This is a genomic window from Leeuwenhoekiella parthenopeia (assembly GCF_020782115.1).
Classification (GTDB): domain Bacteria; phylum Bacteroidota; class Bacteroidia; order Flavobacteriales; family Flavobacteriaceae; genus Leeuwenhoekiella; species Leeuwenhoekiella parthenopeia.
This window is the reverse complement of record NZ_JAJGMW010000017.1, coordinates 85,648-100,917: the sequence shown is the minus strand read 5'-3', so window position 1 is coordinate 100,917 and position 15,270 is coordinate 85,648. Positions and strand designations below refer to the sequence as shown.

Sequence of the window (15,270 nt, the reverse complement as noted above, 5' to 3'; positions counted from 1 at the left end):
CAATGACTATTTAGAACATCATCGTCGCGATGGTACTGATAATTCCAATTTTATATTGGAATAAGAAAGGGGACTTTCAGTCCCCAGTAAAATAAACCTCTGCACTTTTAGTGCAGAGTGGTTTAGTAAAATTTAATCTAAAAATCGGCTTTTCAGCTCAGGTGTGGGAATCATACAGCTCTCTTTTTTACCAAACCATTTGTACCGGTTGGCGGCGATAAAGTCGTAAACCGCGTTTCTAATAAAACCCGGAATGATCATAAAAGCGTAGAGCAGGGGATAGCCTCTGTTCAAATATTTGGCAATGCGCAGGGCTGCCGAAGATTTTACAGAAACGCGCTCGGGTTCTATCAAAACGATAGAATCGGTTTCTTTGGGATTGATGTGATGCTGCGCAAGAAGTCTTTGCCCGTTTTCACCCTGAAGGGATGCGAACTTAAACTGTGCTTTGGGATCATGCTTTATGATGAAATTGATAGCGCCATTGCACAAATTGCAAACTCCGTCAAACAATATGATTTTTTCGGCACTCATCTTTTGGGTCTTAGCACAAATTCGAGCGTATCGAGATCTACCTGCGTGGTAAACATACCGTAATTTACCGTTGCTTTACCTTTTTCAATTTTATCTAGCGTTCCTGTGGCGCGGCCATCCGGCAGGCGTACGCGATCTCCTATTTTAAGTTCTATTTTGGGCTTTTCGGCTTCAATTTTTACAGCCTTTTGCTTTTGCTCTTTTTTCTTCTCGCGGATTACTTCAACCTTTTTCTCAGCTTCCTGTTTTATTTTCTGTTCTTTGGCTTTTTGCGCTCTTTTTTCTTTTGCAGATTGCTTGGCACGCTTCGAATTTTCGATTTGTACCACTTTATACAGCTCGTCCATAAGCTGTTTTTTGTTTTTGTTGGTGAAAAACTTATCGCTCAGATCATCCAGTTTTTGGCCCAAATAAATGAGACGCTGATTGCTGTCGTAGAGTTCCTGATAGCTTTCCAGTTTCTCCTGAATGCGCGCATTGGTTTTATCGAGTTCCTGCTGCTGTTTTTGTGCCTGCTGCTCTTTAGTTTTAAGCGCATTAGTGGTTTTGGCCAGCTTACTGCGCTCTTTCTGAAGATCGGCGATACTCTTATCAAAGCGTATTTTACCACGCTCTACTTTCTTTTTAGACCGGTTGATCAGCGAATACGGAATACCATTTTTCTGTGCCACCTCAAAGGTGAATGAACTTCCGGCTTCCCCCACATACAATTTATATAAGGGTTCTAGTGTACGCGAGTCAAATAGCATGTTTGCATTAGTGATGGCTTCGGTCTCATTTGCCATCATCTTTAAGTTGGCATAATGCGTCGTGATAATACCATAACTGCCACGCTCGTAAAATACTTCAAGAAAGGTTTCCGCCAGCGCGCCACCCAACTCCGGGTCACTACCGGTACCAAATTCATCGATGAGAAAAAGTGTATTTTCATCGCATTTCCGCAGGAAATAATTCATATTCTTCAGGCGGTAGCTGTAGGTGCTCAGGTGGTTTTCGATACTTTGATTGTCGCCGATATCGGTCAGTATTTTTTCGAAAAGGCAAAACCGCGAATACTCATGTACGGGCACCAGCATGCCGCTTTGCAACATAAGCTGAAGCAAACCAACGGTTTTTAAGGTTATACTTTTTCCCCCGGCATTAGGCCCACTTATGATAATAATTCGGTTATCGTTGTCGAGACTGATGTCCTGCGGGAAGGTTTTCTCACCACGTTTGCGGTTGTTGAGCAAAAGCAGGGGATGGTAAGCCTCTTTTATTTCGAGTTCGCGCTCTGTCGTGATCTTGGGCAATACCGCATTGAGTTTTTTGGCATATTTCGCTTTCGCGGAAATCACATCAATGGTACTCAGCAGTTTTTGATAGTCTTCAAGCAAAGGTGCAAACGGCCTTACATAATTGGTAAGCGCTTTGAGAATGCGCTTTACCTCTTCCTGCTCGTCGTAAAGCAGGTTGTTAAGTTCGCGTTGTGCATGTTGAGTAGCTTCCGGCTGAATGTACACAATGCTTCCGGTCTTGGAATTACCCATTATCGAACCCTTCACCTTGCGGCGGTGCATTGCAGTTACGGCTAAAACCCGCACATTGTCTACGATAGATTCTCTGATCTCATCGAGATAACCGTAAGAAGCATATTCTGAAAGTGCTTTGGCAAAGCTGCTGTTGATTTTTCCTTTTTCGATATTGATGCTTCGGCGCGTTTGCTGAAGCAGGGGAGAGGCGTCATCTTTTATTTCGCCAAAACGATCTATAATTCTGGAGATTTCGTCAGTAATTACCGTGGTATATTCGGTATCACGAACCGTTCTGTAAAGAACCGGAAAGGTCTCCTGAAACTTTTTAAAATACCTGAGGTGATTGTTTGCAGTTTCTGAAAGGCTCCCTATTTTTCTAAAACTGCCCAGCTCTAGCGTGGTATCTTCGATACTCAGCATTTTGAGTTCGTGATCAAGCGCGTCAAAGCCGTGATTGGGTATTGGCGTTTCGTGGGTGTCTGAGTTGATGTATTCCTTGGTTTGATCAAGTGCAAAAAGCGTCTTTTTAAAGCTGCGCTGAGGATGCAGTTTAAGGGCTTTCACTTTACCTTTTTCGGTAACGCAAAGCGCACTAACCTGAGAACAAACGGTGTGGAACTCTAAATCTGCAAGGGTTTTAGGATGAATTTTTATCATAGCAAATGCCTAATTTTAAGGCGTAGCTGAATTTTAAACTTATATTCATTCAGCCCTGTAAATTTAAGATATTCATGAACGTTGACATACACCCCAGCTGGAAAGCTGTTCTGGAACCTGAATTTGAAAAAGATTACTTTAAAACACTTGCGACTTTTGTGCGTGAGGAGTACACCTGGCATACCTGTTACCCAAAAGGGAAAGATATTTTTAAGGCCTTTGATTTTTGTCCTTTTGATGCCGTTAAGGTGGTTATTTTAGGTCAGGATCCGTATCACGGGCCCGGGCAGGCGCACGGCTTGTGCTTTTCGGTGCCCGAAGGTATTGCGATGCCGCCTTCTCTGATCAATATTTTTAAAGAACTGGAGACTGATTTAAATAAGCCTTTTCCGAATAGCGGAAACCTGGAGCATTGGGCTAAACAAGGCGTACTGCTTCTAAATGCTACACTTACCGTAAGAGCCCATCAGGCAGGTTCACACCAGAATAAAGGTTGGGAAACCTTTACCGATGCGGTAATACGCAGAATCTCTGAAGAACAGCAAGGTGTTGTGTTTTTGCTTTGGGGTGGTTTTGCTAAAAAGAAGGCCTCCTTGATAAACACTCAAAAACATACGGTTTTAACCAGTGGTCACCCGTCACCTTTAAGTGCTAACCGGGGTTATTGGTTTGGTAACAAACACTTTAGTGAAACAAACCGAAAACTCGAAAACGCAGGAAAAACCAAAATTAACTGGTAAACCTACAAACAAAAAAATGCCTTGAAATTTTCAAGGCATTTTCTAGAGGTTTTGGTTTTAAATCTGTTTATGATGCTTTGTTAAGCGCATAGGCAGACTCGTTAAACGCTGTTTCGATAGGGGCTACACGTTTTTTCGGTTTTTGAGCGGGACCTCCTGCTACACTATATTTGAATAATAGCACGTTAATCAACAGGAGGATACCTAAAATTGTAAAAAAGGTAACCATGTTTGAATTATTTAAGTTGTTTAATTACTTCGGTACAAAAGTGTGCAATATTTTTCTATGAATGAGACAATTAAATGTAAAAGTTTCATTAAATCTTAGTTAATTACTATTTATAGTAATAGTTTATTTCTACCATATTTAATTGTTTTAAAAAGGATACAATTTGCTCAGATTCAGCCTCCGGGAGCTTCTCTTGTGACCAGTTTGTAAGAGATAACCACTTTTGAATATCCTTTAGTTTTTGATCATAGCGCTCTGCAAGAATAAGATCAATTCCTTCAATATTTTTGAAAATTTTGGTTTTTGCATTCACAACTTTTAAGAATGCCGAAAGCTCCTGACTTTTGTTTTTTATAGCAGTTTCGGTAGCTGCAAAAACAAAACTGGACCAGGGGGTAGGGAAATCTGCAACACGACGGAAGATGCCCCGATCTACCAAAGGTTTTGTGGTAAAATGCTCCCACATAAAATAATCTGCTTCACCATTTTGTAGCGCTTCAATCGCATTGTCCAGATTATTTACCACCACGCACTCCAGTTTTGAGGTGTCCCATCCCAGTTGATGTGCCTGAATAAAAGCCATCACGTGAGAACCTGAGCCAAACCTGCTAATGGCCGGCCTGGCATCTTTTAAATCGTCAATGCTCTGAAATGCGCTTTCAGCGGCAACGTGAACACCCCAGATCAATGGGCTCGATACATAATTTTGAATAATTTTTGACGGATTCCCGTTTGCAATGTCGCGTATGATGCCTTCGGTCAAAATAACGGCCACGTCGATTTCTTCATCTCGTAAAGCAGCATTCATCGCTCCGGTTCCTCCCGGAAATTCTACCCATTCCACCTCAATTCCTTCAGCCTTAAAAAGACCTTCTTCAATACATAAATGTATGGGGAGGTTAAAATGCTCGGGCACTCCGCCCACTTTTAAAGTTTTCATGGTTTAGTTTTTGGCCTTTAAAAAATCATAGATCGCATATTGCGAGCGTACGACAGATTCGCCGGGCTTTTGAGGCATATAGGTATTGGTTTCTTCGGCATCCTGTATACGTGCCTTTACATTGTCCTGAAGCTGAATGAGCAAAATTGCTCTTAGCTCTTTAAACAAATCTTCGTCATAAATAGGGGTCAATACCTCAATGCGCCGGTCTAGATTACGCGTCATCCAGTCTGCCGAGCCCATAAACATTTGCTCGTCGCCACCGTTGTGAAATAAATAGATACGACCATGCTCCAGATAACGATCTACAATTGAGGTCATTTCGATATGCTCGCTTAAGCCTTCAACTCCGGGTATCAGGCAGGTAAAACCGCGAACGATAAGACGTATTTTAACTCCGGCCTGGCTCGCTTTGTACAGCAGCGCAATGATATCAGGGTCTTCAAGGCTATTCATTTTTGCCGTAATGGCCGCCGGTTTACCTTCAAGAGCAGTGTCAATCTCCTGTTGTATCAGCTTTTCAAAAATACGACGGGTGGTAAATGGAGAAATGAGCAAATGCTTGTTTCGTGGGATGATCAATTCACCTTCCAGAACTCTAAAAACCCGGTGTATTTCTTTGGTGATTTTTGGATGCGCAGTAAAAAGACCGTGATCGCAATAGATTTTTGAGGTTTCGCCGTTGAAGTTTCCGGTGCCTATGTAGGCGTATCTTCTAGCTTTATCGTTTTCATTGCGTATAATCATCAAAATTTTAGAATGCACCTTGATACGCGGATAACTGTATATCACGCGACCGCCCTTGTCTTCAAACTTTCGGCCCCAGCTGATGTTGTTTTCTTCATCAAAGCGCGCTTTAGCCTCAATAAAGATCGTGACATCCTTACCGTTGTCAATGGCCTGAAGCAGCGCTGTGGTTAATACCGACTCGTCTGCAACACGGTATAATGAGATTTTGATATGCGTTACATCGGGATCTGTAGAGGCTTGCTCTACAAGACGTTCAATGTAATTAAAGGTCATAAACGGAAAATGCACCAGCTGATCTTTCGCTCTGATCGTCTTAAAGTAATCCTTTGATTTCTCTAAAACCTTATGTGGGATGAAAGGTTTTTCGGCATAATGCAACTCCGGGTTTTCAGTAGGATCAGGGAATTTGAAGAAATCATTAAAATTATGATACCTGCCACCGGGCATCATGTCTATTTTGCCCAGATTAAGCAGCTTGCGAAGCTTTTTGGCCTCATCTTTCGGCATAGCCGAATCATAAAGCAAGCGTGTAGGTTGACCTTCCTGACGCTGCTCCAGGGATTTATAAATGCGCTCAGCTAAAATTCCGTCGAGTTCGTCATCGATGTACAATTCGGCATCCCGCGAAAGTTTCATTTCATAAACACCTTTAACGGTATGATCAAAAAGGCTCTGAACCTTGTAGCGTATGATATCGTCAATAAACGTGATGTAATAGTTGCCCTGATGCCTGCCCAGATCTACAAATCGCGAGTTGCTGTCTGTGGGTATTTTTACAAAACCAAACTGCTTATCATCTTCAAACGTCACGCAGAAATACAGCGTTTGGTTTTCAATAAAGATCGAATTGCCTTTTGAAGGGACAACCAGCTTCGTTTCCAGGGTATTTTTAAGATGTGTGGTGTACCAGATGTCTGCTAAATCTCCGTGAACCGAAGTAAAATCGGTATCGCTTACCAGCCTGATGTTGTTTTTAGCAAGATCGGGAATGATTTGATCTTTAAAAATGGTGCCAAAACGTTCCTGCTGTTCTTTTACCCGGGCCAGGATTTTTTTGACCGTTTTGTTAGGTTGCAGTGAAAGTTTCTTGCGTATACTTTTTTCGATACGCTTCATTTGTCTTAACTGACTCACGCGTACCCTAAAATACTCATCCAGATTTGAGCTGTAAATCGCAAGGAATTTCATACGCTCGTAAAGCGGATTGCGCTCGCGGTCTTCCGCTTCCTGTAGCACACGCTCATTAAAACTCAGCCAGTTTAAGTCTCTGTGCTTTAAATGTCGGGATTGGTCAGTTTCCATAGGTTAGGCTTGTATTTTGACCAAAAATACGAAAGCCCGTCTCGCGCAAAATTAAGCTTTTGTTAAAAAGCCTTTAGAGTTCTGCTATGCGTTCCAGGGCTTCAGTAATCATACGTTCGACGATTTCAGAAGGATTTTTGCTGAATTTCCCCGTGGCGCGATTGGCCAGAATTGCATTTACAGATAATGCCCGGTGATCCAGAAGTTTACTCAGCCCATAAATGCCTGAAGTTTCCATCTCCAGATTGGTTATTTTTTCAGAATTAAGGCGAAAGGATTGCAGTTTTTCATTAAGAGCTACATCTTCAGTCTGAAGGCGTAGGGTACGACCTTGCGGACCGTAGAAACCCACGTTAGTTACCGTGGTTCCTTCAAAATAGTTGGGATTTTTGAAGTGATTAAGCAAAGCGGAATCGGCTTCGACACAGTACGGAGTGCTTTTTTCAGGATTTAATTGCAGGTGTGCTGAAAATGCCTGTTCAAATGCGTGGTCACGTACCGAAGCACTCTGATAAAAATGCAGTAAGGAGTCAAATCCCAACGCACGTTTGCTTAAAAGAATAGAATCTACCGGAATGTCTGACTGAATGGCTCCACTGGTACCAAGTCTTATTAGTTGCAGGGATTTTTTTTGCTCTTTAATTTCCCGGGTTTCAAAATCGATATTGACTAAAGCATCCAGCTCGTTGAGAACGATATCAATATTGTCTGTGCCAATTCCCGTAGAAATTACTGAAATGCGTTTGCCTTTAAATGTTCCCGTTTCGGTTTTAAATTCCCGCTTCTGGGTGCTGATTTCAATATGTTCAAAATGTCTGCTAACTTCAGCTACCCGGTCTGGATCTCCTACAGTTATAACAACATCAGCAAGGTTTTCAGGCTTAAGGTGTAAATGATAAATACTCTGATCTTCGTTTAAAATAAGCTCTGAAGAGGCTAAAGGCATAATTAGTGTGATCTTACCAGTTCGTGATTGTTTGAATTGTAGAGGAAATCGTATTTCTGTGTGCCACCATAAAAGGACTCATCTTTTAAGGTGTCGTAAAAATTTTGAGACCCCTCAAGTACAGCCTGTACCTTGGTGTTTAAAACCAGCTTGCCTTCTTTCATTTTGAAAAAAGGTTTTAAGGCTTTGATCATCCTTTCGATTTGCATATCGCCATAACCGTAATAGCCCTGGTACTTCAATACATAACCACAAAGTTGATGTGTTGAGGAAACTTCGTGTAAATCTATAAGCTTAAGAATGTTGGTTTCCAGCGTGTTCAGACCGGTTTTGCTGTTGGGAAAGCGTTCTACATGGGCGCGTAAGCAACTAGACAGGTATTTGAAGTTAGAGCTTTTGGTAATTTCGGCTTTAAGCTCTATGGGTTTTTCATCGCAGTACAACTGCCAGATGTGGTGTGCGACCGCAAGGTCTTCAGGGGCAAGTTTGAGTTTGTTTTCGTAGTGCTTAATAAATTGTTCATCGGTAAGCTCCGACAAGCCTTTAAGCTGTAATTCGCCATCTACCCAGCCGCTGCACACGACGTAGATAGGCATTATTTTCTTATTCTGTATGAGGTAACTTATTGCTGCAAGTATATTAACATGGCAGAATAAATCAAATTCAAACCAGAGCACAATCTTTTCATATCCGTTAATGGCAGCCAGTTTATTTAGTTCTGAAACAAACTTGTCCTCGTAATCTGCTTCGGTAATATTGTAATTCTCTTTTAAAAAATGCTTTCGGGCTTCGATAAACTGTTCTGAACCTACCTCTTCAACGGTGGGGCCTTCGCAGAGCATTTCGCGCCAAACGATTCGATCTCCATTAAAATTTAGGGCATCAAGGCGCTTTAGTACCATATCGCCGTTGGTGATATGCAAGGTATTTGAATTCATATGAATAGGGTTTTAACCACCCACGCGTTTTACCCGAAATCCCTTGTCTTTTAAAAAAGTCATGATTTTATCGCGGTAATCCCCCTGGATTAGAATGCTTTCTTTTTTAAAACTTCCGCCCACACCCAGCATGGTTTTAAGCTCTTTTGCAAGAATTTTGAAATCAGAATCAGCGCCCGTATAGCCTTCTATGATGGTTACCGGCTTGCCTTTTCGTTTTTCATATTTGCAGATTAGTGGATCATCCTGCATCCATATTCCTAAATCATTGGCATCTTCAGCCTCTTGTTGAGGCTCCGGCTCATGATCGGGAAATAAGTTTTTGAGTTGGTCCTGTAAATCCATAAACTATTTTTTAATAAGTCCTATTTCCACCAGGCGTTGATGTAGAAATTCGCCGGCAGTAATATCTTCATAGGCTTTAGGATGTTCTGCATCAATACATTCCTCAAGACAATTTAATGGCATTTCGCTACGCGGATGCATAAAAAACGGAATTGAGTAGCGCGGAGTGTCCCATTCTTCCCTTGGCGGATTCACGACACGGTGAATAGTAGAACGCAATTTATTGTTGGTGTGACGCTCCAGCATATCGCCCACGTTGATCACCAGTTCATCTTCATTAGGTATGGCATCAATCCACTCTCCATCTTTACGCAGCACCTGCAAACCACCGGCAGAAGCACCCATAAGAAGGGTGATTAAATTGATATCACCGTGAGCCCCGGCGCGTACAGCACCTTTTGGTTCTTCGGTGATGGGAGGATAGTGTATGGGTCTGAGAATACTGTTTCCATTTTTGACCCATTTGTCGAAATACATTTCGTCAAGACCAATGTAGATAGCAAGAGCACGCAGCACATAAATTCCGGTTTTTTCAAGCATTCTATAGGCCTGCATCCCGGTTTCGTTAAAGTGCTCCAGTTCTTTTACGTGAACATTTTCCGGATATTCTTCAGTCAGGTTGGCATCAGGTTCAGGATCCTGACCAAAGTGCCAGAACTCTTTAAGATCGCCTTCTTTCTTTCCTTTAGCATGCTCTTTCCCAAAAGAAATATAGCCCCGCTGACCGCCCAGACCTTCAATTTCATAAGCTTTCTTGGTATTTTCAGGTAAGTCAAAAAATGCTTTGACTTCTTTATACAGATCGTCTACCAGATTGTCGTCTAAAAAATGGTTTTTGAGCGAAACAAAACCAATTTCCTCATAAGCGCGACCTATTTCATTTACAAATTTTTGCTTTTTTGAAGAGTCACTGCTTAGAAAATCAGAAAGATCTACACTGGGGATGTTATTCATAATTAAGGAATACTGAAAATTTATTAATACGTAAATATATCAAATTTTAAGAGGGGGTGATTTTAAACTAAACTTAAAAAACTGTCTGATGTTTAGTTTTCATTGGAAATGTAATTTTGCTTTAGTGGCGTGTTCATCCAATATCCTGATAGATTATCACCTGAATTTATAGGTTGATTTCCAAAAATTGGCTTTGAAGGATCCATTACATAATCTTGAGGAGGTAGTGAATAATCTGTTATTTCCTGAATAAAGAATTCTCTATATTGATTGTAAAATTGTGTATTTGATTCGTTTACTCTGTTTCCAAATACGTCTTCTATATTTTTTACCCCAATGTCTACAAAATTATTTTCTGTTATATTCTCGAAGTAATCAGCATATTCCTTAAACAATTCATCCGGATTTTTAGGGTATAAATGAGCAATGTTACGTTCAATTCTAACTTTATCTAGCCGGATACGCTTATCATTCACTGTTAATCTGTAATTATTAATTCTATCGGCGTCCGTTTCGTCAATATTATTGTTGAAAACTAGAGAAAAATATTGATCCTTCGTAAATACGCGCATTTCAATAGGCCTGAATTTCGGTGTTGCCTGTAGTTTAAAAACATTATTGAATGAGATATAACTTGGGTACATCTTGGTATTGATTTTTTGATATTCTTCTGTTAATGAATAAATAGATGTTTCCTCCTCATCCCTACCGGCATCGCTTAATGATGGACTACCATAACTATTGTGTTTTTGCGATTCCTCATTGCTAGCTCTCAAAACAGTATATTCTATTTTATGTATTGCAAAGTTTTCTTTTTCAATATAAATTTTTCCTCTCACTATAATACCATTAATGTTTCTGTATATATTGATTTGATAAAGTAGAGAGCTTCCATTTGTTGTCTCCCTCCCCAAGGTGAAACTGTGATTGCGCAAAAAATCGGTGTCCAAGCGGTTAATGAAATCAAAACTATTTGTCCGGTGGTTGCGAATTGGGTCGTGTACTCGTAAAAGATAAAATTCGTTTATGTCAAGCTCGCCTATTTTGATATCGTTGTCAACAATTTTTCTTTGAGTAAAATAATCGTATTTCCTTTCGGCATCTCTATTTCGCTCAAAATCAGTGTTTTGTTTTAATTGATAAATCACCGTTTTGGTAGTAGGTAGATCTCTTGCATAAAAACCCTGATCATATACTTTCAACAAGGCCTCATTTAGATTTAAATAGGAATCATTTCGCATCTGATAATCCCGATAATAACCAACACAAGAAAATGGTTGATTAGGGTAGTTGTTTGGGATTCGCTTAATGGCTTTAGCTATTATTTCAGAGGCAGATAAATTTAGTTCCTCGCGATCTTTGGTTTTTGCTGAAATGATACGTATTTCACCCAAGTCTTCTACTGCTGGAACTAATTTAACAAGATTTAATTCTCCTATTTTCAAATTTGCCAGAGCAATATTTTTTTTCTCATAGCCGATGCTGGTAAAAGAAATGGAATCAATTCTATTTTTTACATCGTATGGGATTTTAAATCCACCATCCGCGTTTGAAATTAAGCCGGAATTTGTTTTCAAAAGGCGAATTGTTACAAAGGCGATTGGATTACCTGTTTCAAAATCAACTGTTTTTCCAGAAATATAATCCTCTTTTTGAGCCCCTACTTCATTTGAAAATAAACTTAAAATTATAAGAAGTAAGACTTTACTTGCTATCCACTTTCGCATATTTACGCCTTTAAGAACGGTTTTTTTAAATATAATTGATTTTGAACAGTAAAGAATAATAATATTGATTAGATCAAAGAGATCTTTTAATTTACAGCTTTCATTTACATGCGTTTTGATGCTTAATTATTCGAATTATAGAATTGACCACGACAAATTTTTAGGTCTATATAAACAACTACTCAAACCCCGTTTAGTAGAAGAAAAAATGCTTGTGCTGCTCAGGCAGGGAAAAATCTCCAAATGGTTTAGCGGCATAGGTCAGGAAGCCATATCGGTAGGAGTGACGGCAGCCCTTCATGAACATGAGTACATTATGCCTATGCATCGCAATCTGGGGGTGTTTACGAGCCGAAATATTCCGTTGCAGCGCTTATTTAGTCAATGGCAGGGCAAGCGCAACGGCTTCACAAAGGGTCGCGATAGGAGTTTTCATTTTGGCACTCAGGAGTACAAAATCATTGGGATGATCTCGCATCTGGGTCCTCAGCTAGGCGTGGCAGATGGTATCGCACTGGCTCATAAATTGCGCAAAGAGAAAAACCTTGTTGCCGTGTTTAGCGGCGAGGGAGGGACCAGTGAAGGCGATTTTCACGAAGCACTCAACATCGCTTCGGTCTGGGATCTGCCGGTCCTGTTTTGTATTGAAAACAACGGCTACGGCCTTTCAACGCCCACATCAGAACAATACCGTTGCGAGAATCTGGCCGATCGGGGAGTGGGTTATGGGATGGAAAGTCACATCATAGATGGTAATAATATTTTAGAAGTCTACCAGCTCGTCTCAGAACTGGCACAATCGGTACGGGAAAATCCACGACCTGTTTTGTTAGAATTTAAAACCTTCAGAATGCGTGGTCACGAGGAGGCTAGCGGAACAAAATATGTTCCGCAAGAACTTATGAATCACTGGGAAAAACGCGATCCGGTTGAAAACTACCGTATTTATTTAAAGGATTCGGGCTTGTTGTCTGAAGAGGAGGATATGCAGATGCGCGCAAAAATTCTGGAAGAAATTGACGCAGCCCTTGCGGAAACTTTTGCTGAAGAACCTATATCCTCAACTGCTGAGCAGGAGCTTGACGATGTTTACGCGCCTTTTGATTTCGTTCCCAAACCTCCCAAAGGATCTGTACAGGAACTTCGGTTTATTGATGCCATTAGTCAGGGTCTCGACCAAAGTATGCAGCGCTTTGAAAACCTGGTTATACTGGGACAGGATGTTGCTGAATATGGCGGTGTCTTTAAAATTACCGAAGGCTTTGTTGATAAATACGGAAGAGATCGGGTGCGCAATACGCCTATATGTGAGTCGGGCATTATTGAGACTGCGATGGGACTTTCGATAAATGGATTTAAATCTGTAGTAGAAATGCAGTTTGCAGATTTTGTAAGCAGCGGATTTAATCCTATTGTAAATTATTTAGCTAAATCACATTACCGCTGGGGGCAATCTGCAGATGTGGTTATTAGAATGCCCTGTGGGGCGGGAGTGGGTGCGGGTCCCTTTCACAGCCAGACTAACGAAGCCTGGTTTACGCATACTCCGGGTTTAAAAGTGGTGTATCCTGCATTTCCTGAAGATGCTAAGGGTTTACTTGCTACTGCAATTGAAGATCCCAACCCGGTTTTATTTTTTGAACATAAAGCCCTCTACCGAAACATCAGAGGTCAGGTTCCTGAAGCCTATTACAATCTGCCCTTAGGTAAAGCGGCACTATTAAAGTCTGGCGAAGAGATTACCCTCATTACTTATGGAGCAGCGGTTCACTGGGCGCTTGAAGCGCTTCGGGATAAACCGGACTTCAAAGTAGATCTTCTAGACCTGCGGTCATTGATGCCATTAGACCGGGATGCTATAAAGCAGTCTGTTCAGAAAACCGGCAGGGTTTTGCTTTTATGTGAAGACAGCGCTTTTGGTAATATTATGGCAGACATTGCGGCATTTATTGCAGAAGCGTGTTTCCGGTATTTAGATGCGCCGGTAAGACGTTTAAGTAGTTTAGATACCCCCATACCTTTCGCTCAAAATCTGGAACAGCAATATTTGCCCAAACAGCGCATAGCCCAGATTTTACAGGAGCTAAGAGCCTTTTGAAAGTTGTAAATGTTAAAATTTTATTGAATTGTTTGTTTGTGGTTTTTTTCGTTAACGCATTTTAACAGCGGCGAGTTAAACACTATTAATAAATAACATCGATCTCCATATCGCTGCTATTTTTGACTCATTACTAACCAATAAAATTTACAACTATGCTTAAGTGGACAGTTATATTTATCATTATTGCAATTGTAGCAGCAATCTTTGGATTTGGAGGAATTGCTTCCGGTGCAGAATCAATCGCTAAAATTTTATTCTTCATTTTTATTGTTCTTTTCCTGATCAGTTTACTGTCAAGATTGTTCAGATAATTTAGATCTTTTAAACCCTAATAAATTATGAGAAAAGTAATCAGCATTTTAATTTTGAGTGTCATTCTGGTTTCTTGTGGAGGTACCAGTGAAGTTGTTAAGCAATCGCGTAAAACACTTAAAGGTTATTGGAATTTAGATAACATCAATTATAACAATGCAACCGGAATTTATGATGTAACTCTTTTTGGAGATGTTTCATCAGAATGTATGGTAGGAAGTACCTGGAGATTTATACCGAATAACAACTTCGGTAATTATGAGATTACCAGTACCACCTGCAACCCCGGAAAGCGTTATTTTGTATGGAGCATTCCAGATCAGGAAAATGCCATATCCTATGACATTTTGTTGAAGCCAACCGACGAGAAAATGAATTCGACTATGAATGATGCTGGATTTAGATTAAATATCAACTACCTTTCTGATAACGAATTGACATTTACTCAGACCGTGCAGGTTGATGGAAAACCGTTTAAGATTGTAATGAATTTTTCAAAAATATCTGAATAAATAAAAGTTCAGAATGGGTAACCCCTTAATTTAATTAAAACAATTTTTATGAAATCTATATTGAAACAAGCTGCTGTAGTTGCAGTAGCCTTAACGATGCTAACTTCTTGTGAGGCAACCCGTAATGCAAATAATCAACAAAAAGGTACTGCTATCGGTGCAGCCGGTGGTGCCATTATTGGTGCCGTGATAGGTAACAATGTGGGTACTAAAGGTGATGGTGGTGCATTGGGTGCTGTAATTGGTGGTGTTGTAGGTGGTGCTGCCGGTAACGTAATCGGTAAGCGTATGGATGAGCAGGCCAAGCGTATTGAGCAGGAAATTCCCGGAGCTGAGGTAGAACGAATTGACGACGGTATCGTGGTTAATTTTGACGAAAACAGTGGGGTGTATTTTGCTACAAACCAGTACAACATTAACGCCGCTTCTCAGCAAACACTTAATGGTTTGGCTAAAGTTATGACCGAATATCCTCAAACTAACGTTCTTGTGGTGGGTCATACAGACAGCACCGGTTCTGCGGAATACAATATGACTCTTTCTAAAAATCGCGCTCAGGCAGTTACTAATTATTTAGTAGGTCAGGGTATCGCTTCCGGAAGATTTACAACGCAGTGGTATGGTGAAGAACAACCAAAATACACCAACGAAACCGCTGAGGGACGTTCTAAAAACCGCCGTGTAACTCTAGCTATCGTTCCGAATCAGGAAATGGTAAATGAGGCTAAGCAACAGGCAGGCGAGGGTCAATAATAAATTAATTTCCTTT

14 protein-coding genes are annotated in these 15,270 nt (G+C 40.6%); 5 read left to right on the top strand and 9 right to left on the bottom strand.

From position 1 onward, the window contains the following. Window positions 1-132: 132 nt before the first annotated feature. On the bottom strand, window positions 133-534 hold the full coding sequence (locus tag LLW17_RS13180; RefSeq protein WP_228230756.1) for a thiol-disulfide oxidoreductase DCC family protein: 402 nt from the start codon (window positions 532-534) through the stop codon (window positions 133-135). Then, on the bottom strand, window positions 531-2,705 hold the full coding sequence (locus LLW17_RS13175; RefSeq protein WP_228230755.1) for an endonuclease MutS2: 2,175 nt from the start codon (window positions 2,703-2,705) through the stop codon (window positions 531-533). The genes LLW17_RS13180 and LLW17_RS13175 overlap by 4 nt, the downstream gene beginning before the upstream one ends. 74 nt (window positions 2,706-2,779) lie before the next feature. On the opposite strand from LLW17_RS13175, the gene LLW17_RS13170 reads away from it, so the two are divergent. Then, the gene (locus tag LLW17_RS13170) at window positions 2,780-3,445 is read left to right on the top strand and encodes a uracil-DNA glycosylase (RefSeq protein WP_228230754.1); all 666 of its coding nucleotides are present in this window, start codon (window positions 2,780-2,782) and stop codon (window positions 3,443-3,445) included. Between the two features lie 335 nt (window positions 3,446-3,780). Here LLW17_RS13170 and LLW17_RS13165 read toward each other — a convergent pair whose 3' ends face one another. From LLW17_RS13165 to LLW17_RS13135, 7 genes are all read right to left on the bottom strand, one after another. Continuing rightward, window positions 3,781-4,614, bottom strand: a complete 834-nt coding sequence (locus LLW17_RS13165; RefSeq protein WP_228230753.1) for a substrate-binding domain-containing protein — start codon at window positions 4,612-4,614, stop codon at window positions 3,781-3,783. A 3-nt stretch (window positions 4,615-4,617) separates the two neighbouring features. Further along, window positions 4,618-6,666 (bottom strand): polyphosphate kinase 1, encoded by a 2,049-nt coding sequence (gene ppk1, locus LLW17_RS13160; protein WP_228230752.1) that lies wholly within the window; start codon window positions 6,664-6,666, stop codon window positions 4,618-4,620. A gap of 73 nt (window positions 6,667-6,739) precedes the next feature. Beyond that, complete coding sequence (locus LLW17_RS13155) at window positions 6,740-7,612, bottom strand: nucleoside phosphorylase (RefSeq protein WP_228230751.1); 873 nt, start codon at window positions 7,610-7,612, stop codon at window positions 6,740-6,742. A gap of 2 nt (window positions 7,613-7,614) precedes the next feature. Beyond that, window positions 7,615-8,550 (bottom strand): DUF1835 domain-containing protein, encoded by a 936-nt coding sequence (locus LLW17_RS13150; RefSeq protein ID WP_228230750.1) that lies wholly within the window; start codon window positions 8,548-8,550, stop codon window positions 7,615-7,617. A gap of 12 nt (window positions 8,551-8,562) precedes the next feature. Further along, window positions 8,563-8,895, bottom strand: coding sequence for a translation initiation factor (locus LLW17_RS13145; protein WP_228230749.1), 333 nt, complete (start codon window positions 8,893-8,895; stop codon window positions 8,563-8,565). 3 nt (window positions 8,896-8,898) lie between these two features. Beyond that, a complete protein-coding gene (locus LLW17_RS13140) occupies window positions 8,899-9,849 on the bottom strand; it encodes an isopenicillin N synthase family dioxygenase (RefSeq protein ID WP_228230748.1) in 951 nt (316 codons plus the stop codon). A gap of 92 nt (window positions 9,850-9,941) precedes the next feature. Continuing rightward, window positions 9,942-11,576, bottom strand: coding sequence for a carboxypeptidase-like regulatory domain-containing protein (locus LLW17_RS13135; protein ID WP_228230747.1), 1,635 nt, complete (start codon window positions 11,574-11,576; stop codon window positions 9,942-9,944). A 118-nt stretch (window positions 11,577-11,694) separates the two neighbouring features. On the opposite strand from LLW17_RS13135, the gene LLW17_RS13130 reads away from it, so the two are divergent. The 4 genes from LLW17_RS13130 (at window position 11,695) to LLW17_RS13115 (ending at window position 15,254) form a co-directional block, all read left to right on the top strand. Beyond that, on the top strand, window positions 11,695-13,674 hold the full coding sequence (locus LLW17_RS13130; RefSeq protein WP_228230746.1) for an alpha-ketoacid dehydrogenase subunit alpha/beta: 1,980 nt from the start codon (window positions 11,695-11,697) through the stop codon (window positions 13,672-13,674). A gap of 155 nt (window positions 13,675-13,829) precedes the next feature. Then, the gene (locus LLW17_RS13125) at window positions 13,830-13,988 is read left to right on the top strand and encodes a DUF1328 domain-containing protein (RefSeq protein ID WP_072984756.1); all 159 of its coding nucleotides are present in this window, start codon (window positions 13,830-13,832) and stop codon (window positions 13,986-13,988) included. 27 nt (window positions 13,989-14,015) lie between these two features. Further along, entirely contained in the window at window positions 14,016-14,501 is a 486-nt protein-coding gene (locus LLW17_RS13120; protein WP_228230745.1) for a lipocalin family protein, read from the top strand. A gap of 48 nt (window positions 14,502-14,549) precedes the next feature. Next, the gene (locus LLW17_RS13115) at window positions 14,550-15,254 is read left to right on the top strand and encodes a YiaD family glycine zipper/OmpA-like lipoprotein (RefSeq protein WP_228230744.1); all 705 of its coding nucleotides are present in this window, start codon (window positions 14,550-14,552) and stop codon (window positions 15,252-15,254) included. The last annotated feature ends 16 nt before the right edge of the window (window positions 15,255-15,270 follow it).

What these genes read in the sequence shown, in the direction of transcription:
- LLW17_RS13180 (WP_228230756.1), bottom strand. Translation starts at nt 534, where the DNA reads ATGAGTGCCGAAAAAATCATATTGTTTGACGGAGTTTGCAATTTGTGC.
- LLW17_RS13175 (WP_228230755.1), bottom strand. Translation starts at nt 2,705, where the DNA reads ATGATAAAAATTCATCCTAAAACCCTTGCAGATTTAGAGTTCCACACC.
- LLW17_RS13170 (WP_228230754.1), top strand. Translation starts at nt 2,780, where the DNA reads ATGAACGTTGACATACACCCCAGCTGGAAAGCTGTTCTGGAACCTGAA.
- LLW17_RS13165 (WP_228230753.1), bottom strand. Translation starts at nt 4,614, where the DNA reads ATGAAAACTTTAAAAGTGGGCGGAGTGCCCGAGCATTTTAACCTCCCC.
- ppk1 (WP_228230752.1), bottom strand. Translation starts at nt 6,666, where the DNA reads ATGGAAACTGACCAATCCCGACATTTAAAGCACAGAGACTTAAACTGG.
- LLW17_RS13155 (WP_228230751.1), bottom strand. Translation starts at nt 7,612, where the DNA reads ATGCCTTTAGCCTCTTCAGAGCTTATTTTAAACGAAGATCAGAGTATT.
- LLW17_RS13150 (WP_228230750.1), bottom strand. Translation starts at nt 8,550, where the DNA reads ATGAATTCAAATACCTTGCATATCACCAACGGCGATATGGTACTAAAG.
- LLW17_RS13145 (WP_228230749.1), bottom strand. Translation starts at nt 8,895, where the DNA reads ATGGATTTACAGGACCAACTCAAAAACTTATTTCCCGATCATGAGCCG.
- LLW17_RS13140 (WP_228230748.1), bottom strand. Translation starts at nt 9,849, where the DNA reads ATGAATAACATCCCCAGTGTAGATCTTTCTGATTTTCTAAGCAGTGAC.
- LLW17_RS13135 (WP_228230747.1), bottom strand. Translation starts at nt 11,576, where the DNA reads ATGCGAAAGTGGATAGCAAGTAAAGTCTTACTTCTTATAATTTTAAGT.
- LLW17_RS13130 (WP_228230746.1), top strand. Translation starts at nt 11,695, where the DNA reads ATGCTTAATTATTCGAATTATAGAATTGACCACGACAAATTTTTAGGT.
- LLW17_RS13125 (WP_072984756.1), top strand. Translation starts at nt 13,830, where the DNA reads ATGCTTAAGTGGACAGTTATATTTATCATTATTGCAATTGTAGCAGCA.
- LLW17_RS13120 (WP_228230745.1), top strand. Translation starts at nt 14,016, where the DNA reads ATGAGAAAAGTAATCAGCATTTTAATTTTGAGTGTCATTCTGGTTTCT.
- LLW17_RS13115 (WP_228230744.1), top strand. Translation starts at nt 14,550, where the DNA reads ATGAAATCTATATTGAAACAAGCTGCTGTAGTTGCAGTAGCCTTAACG.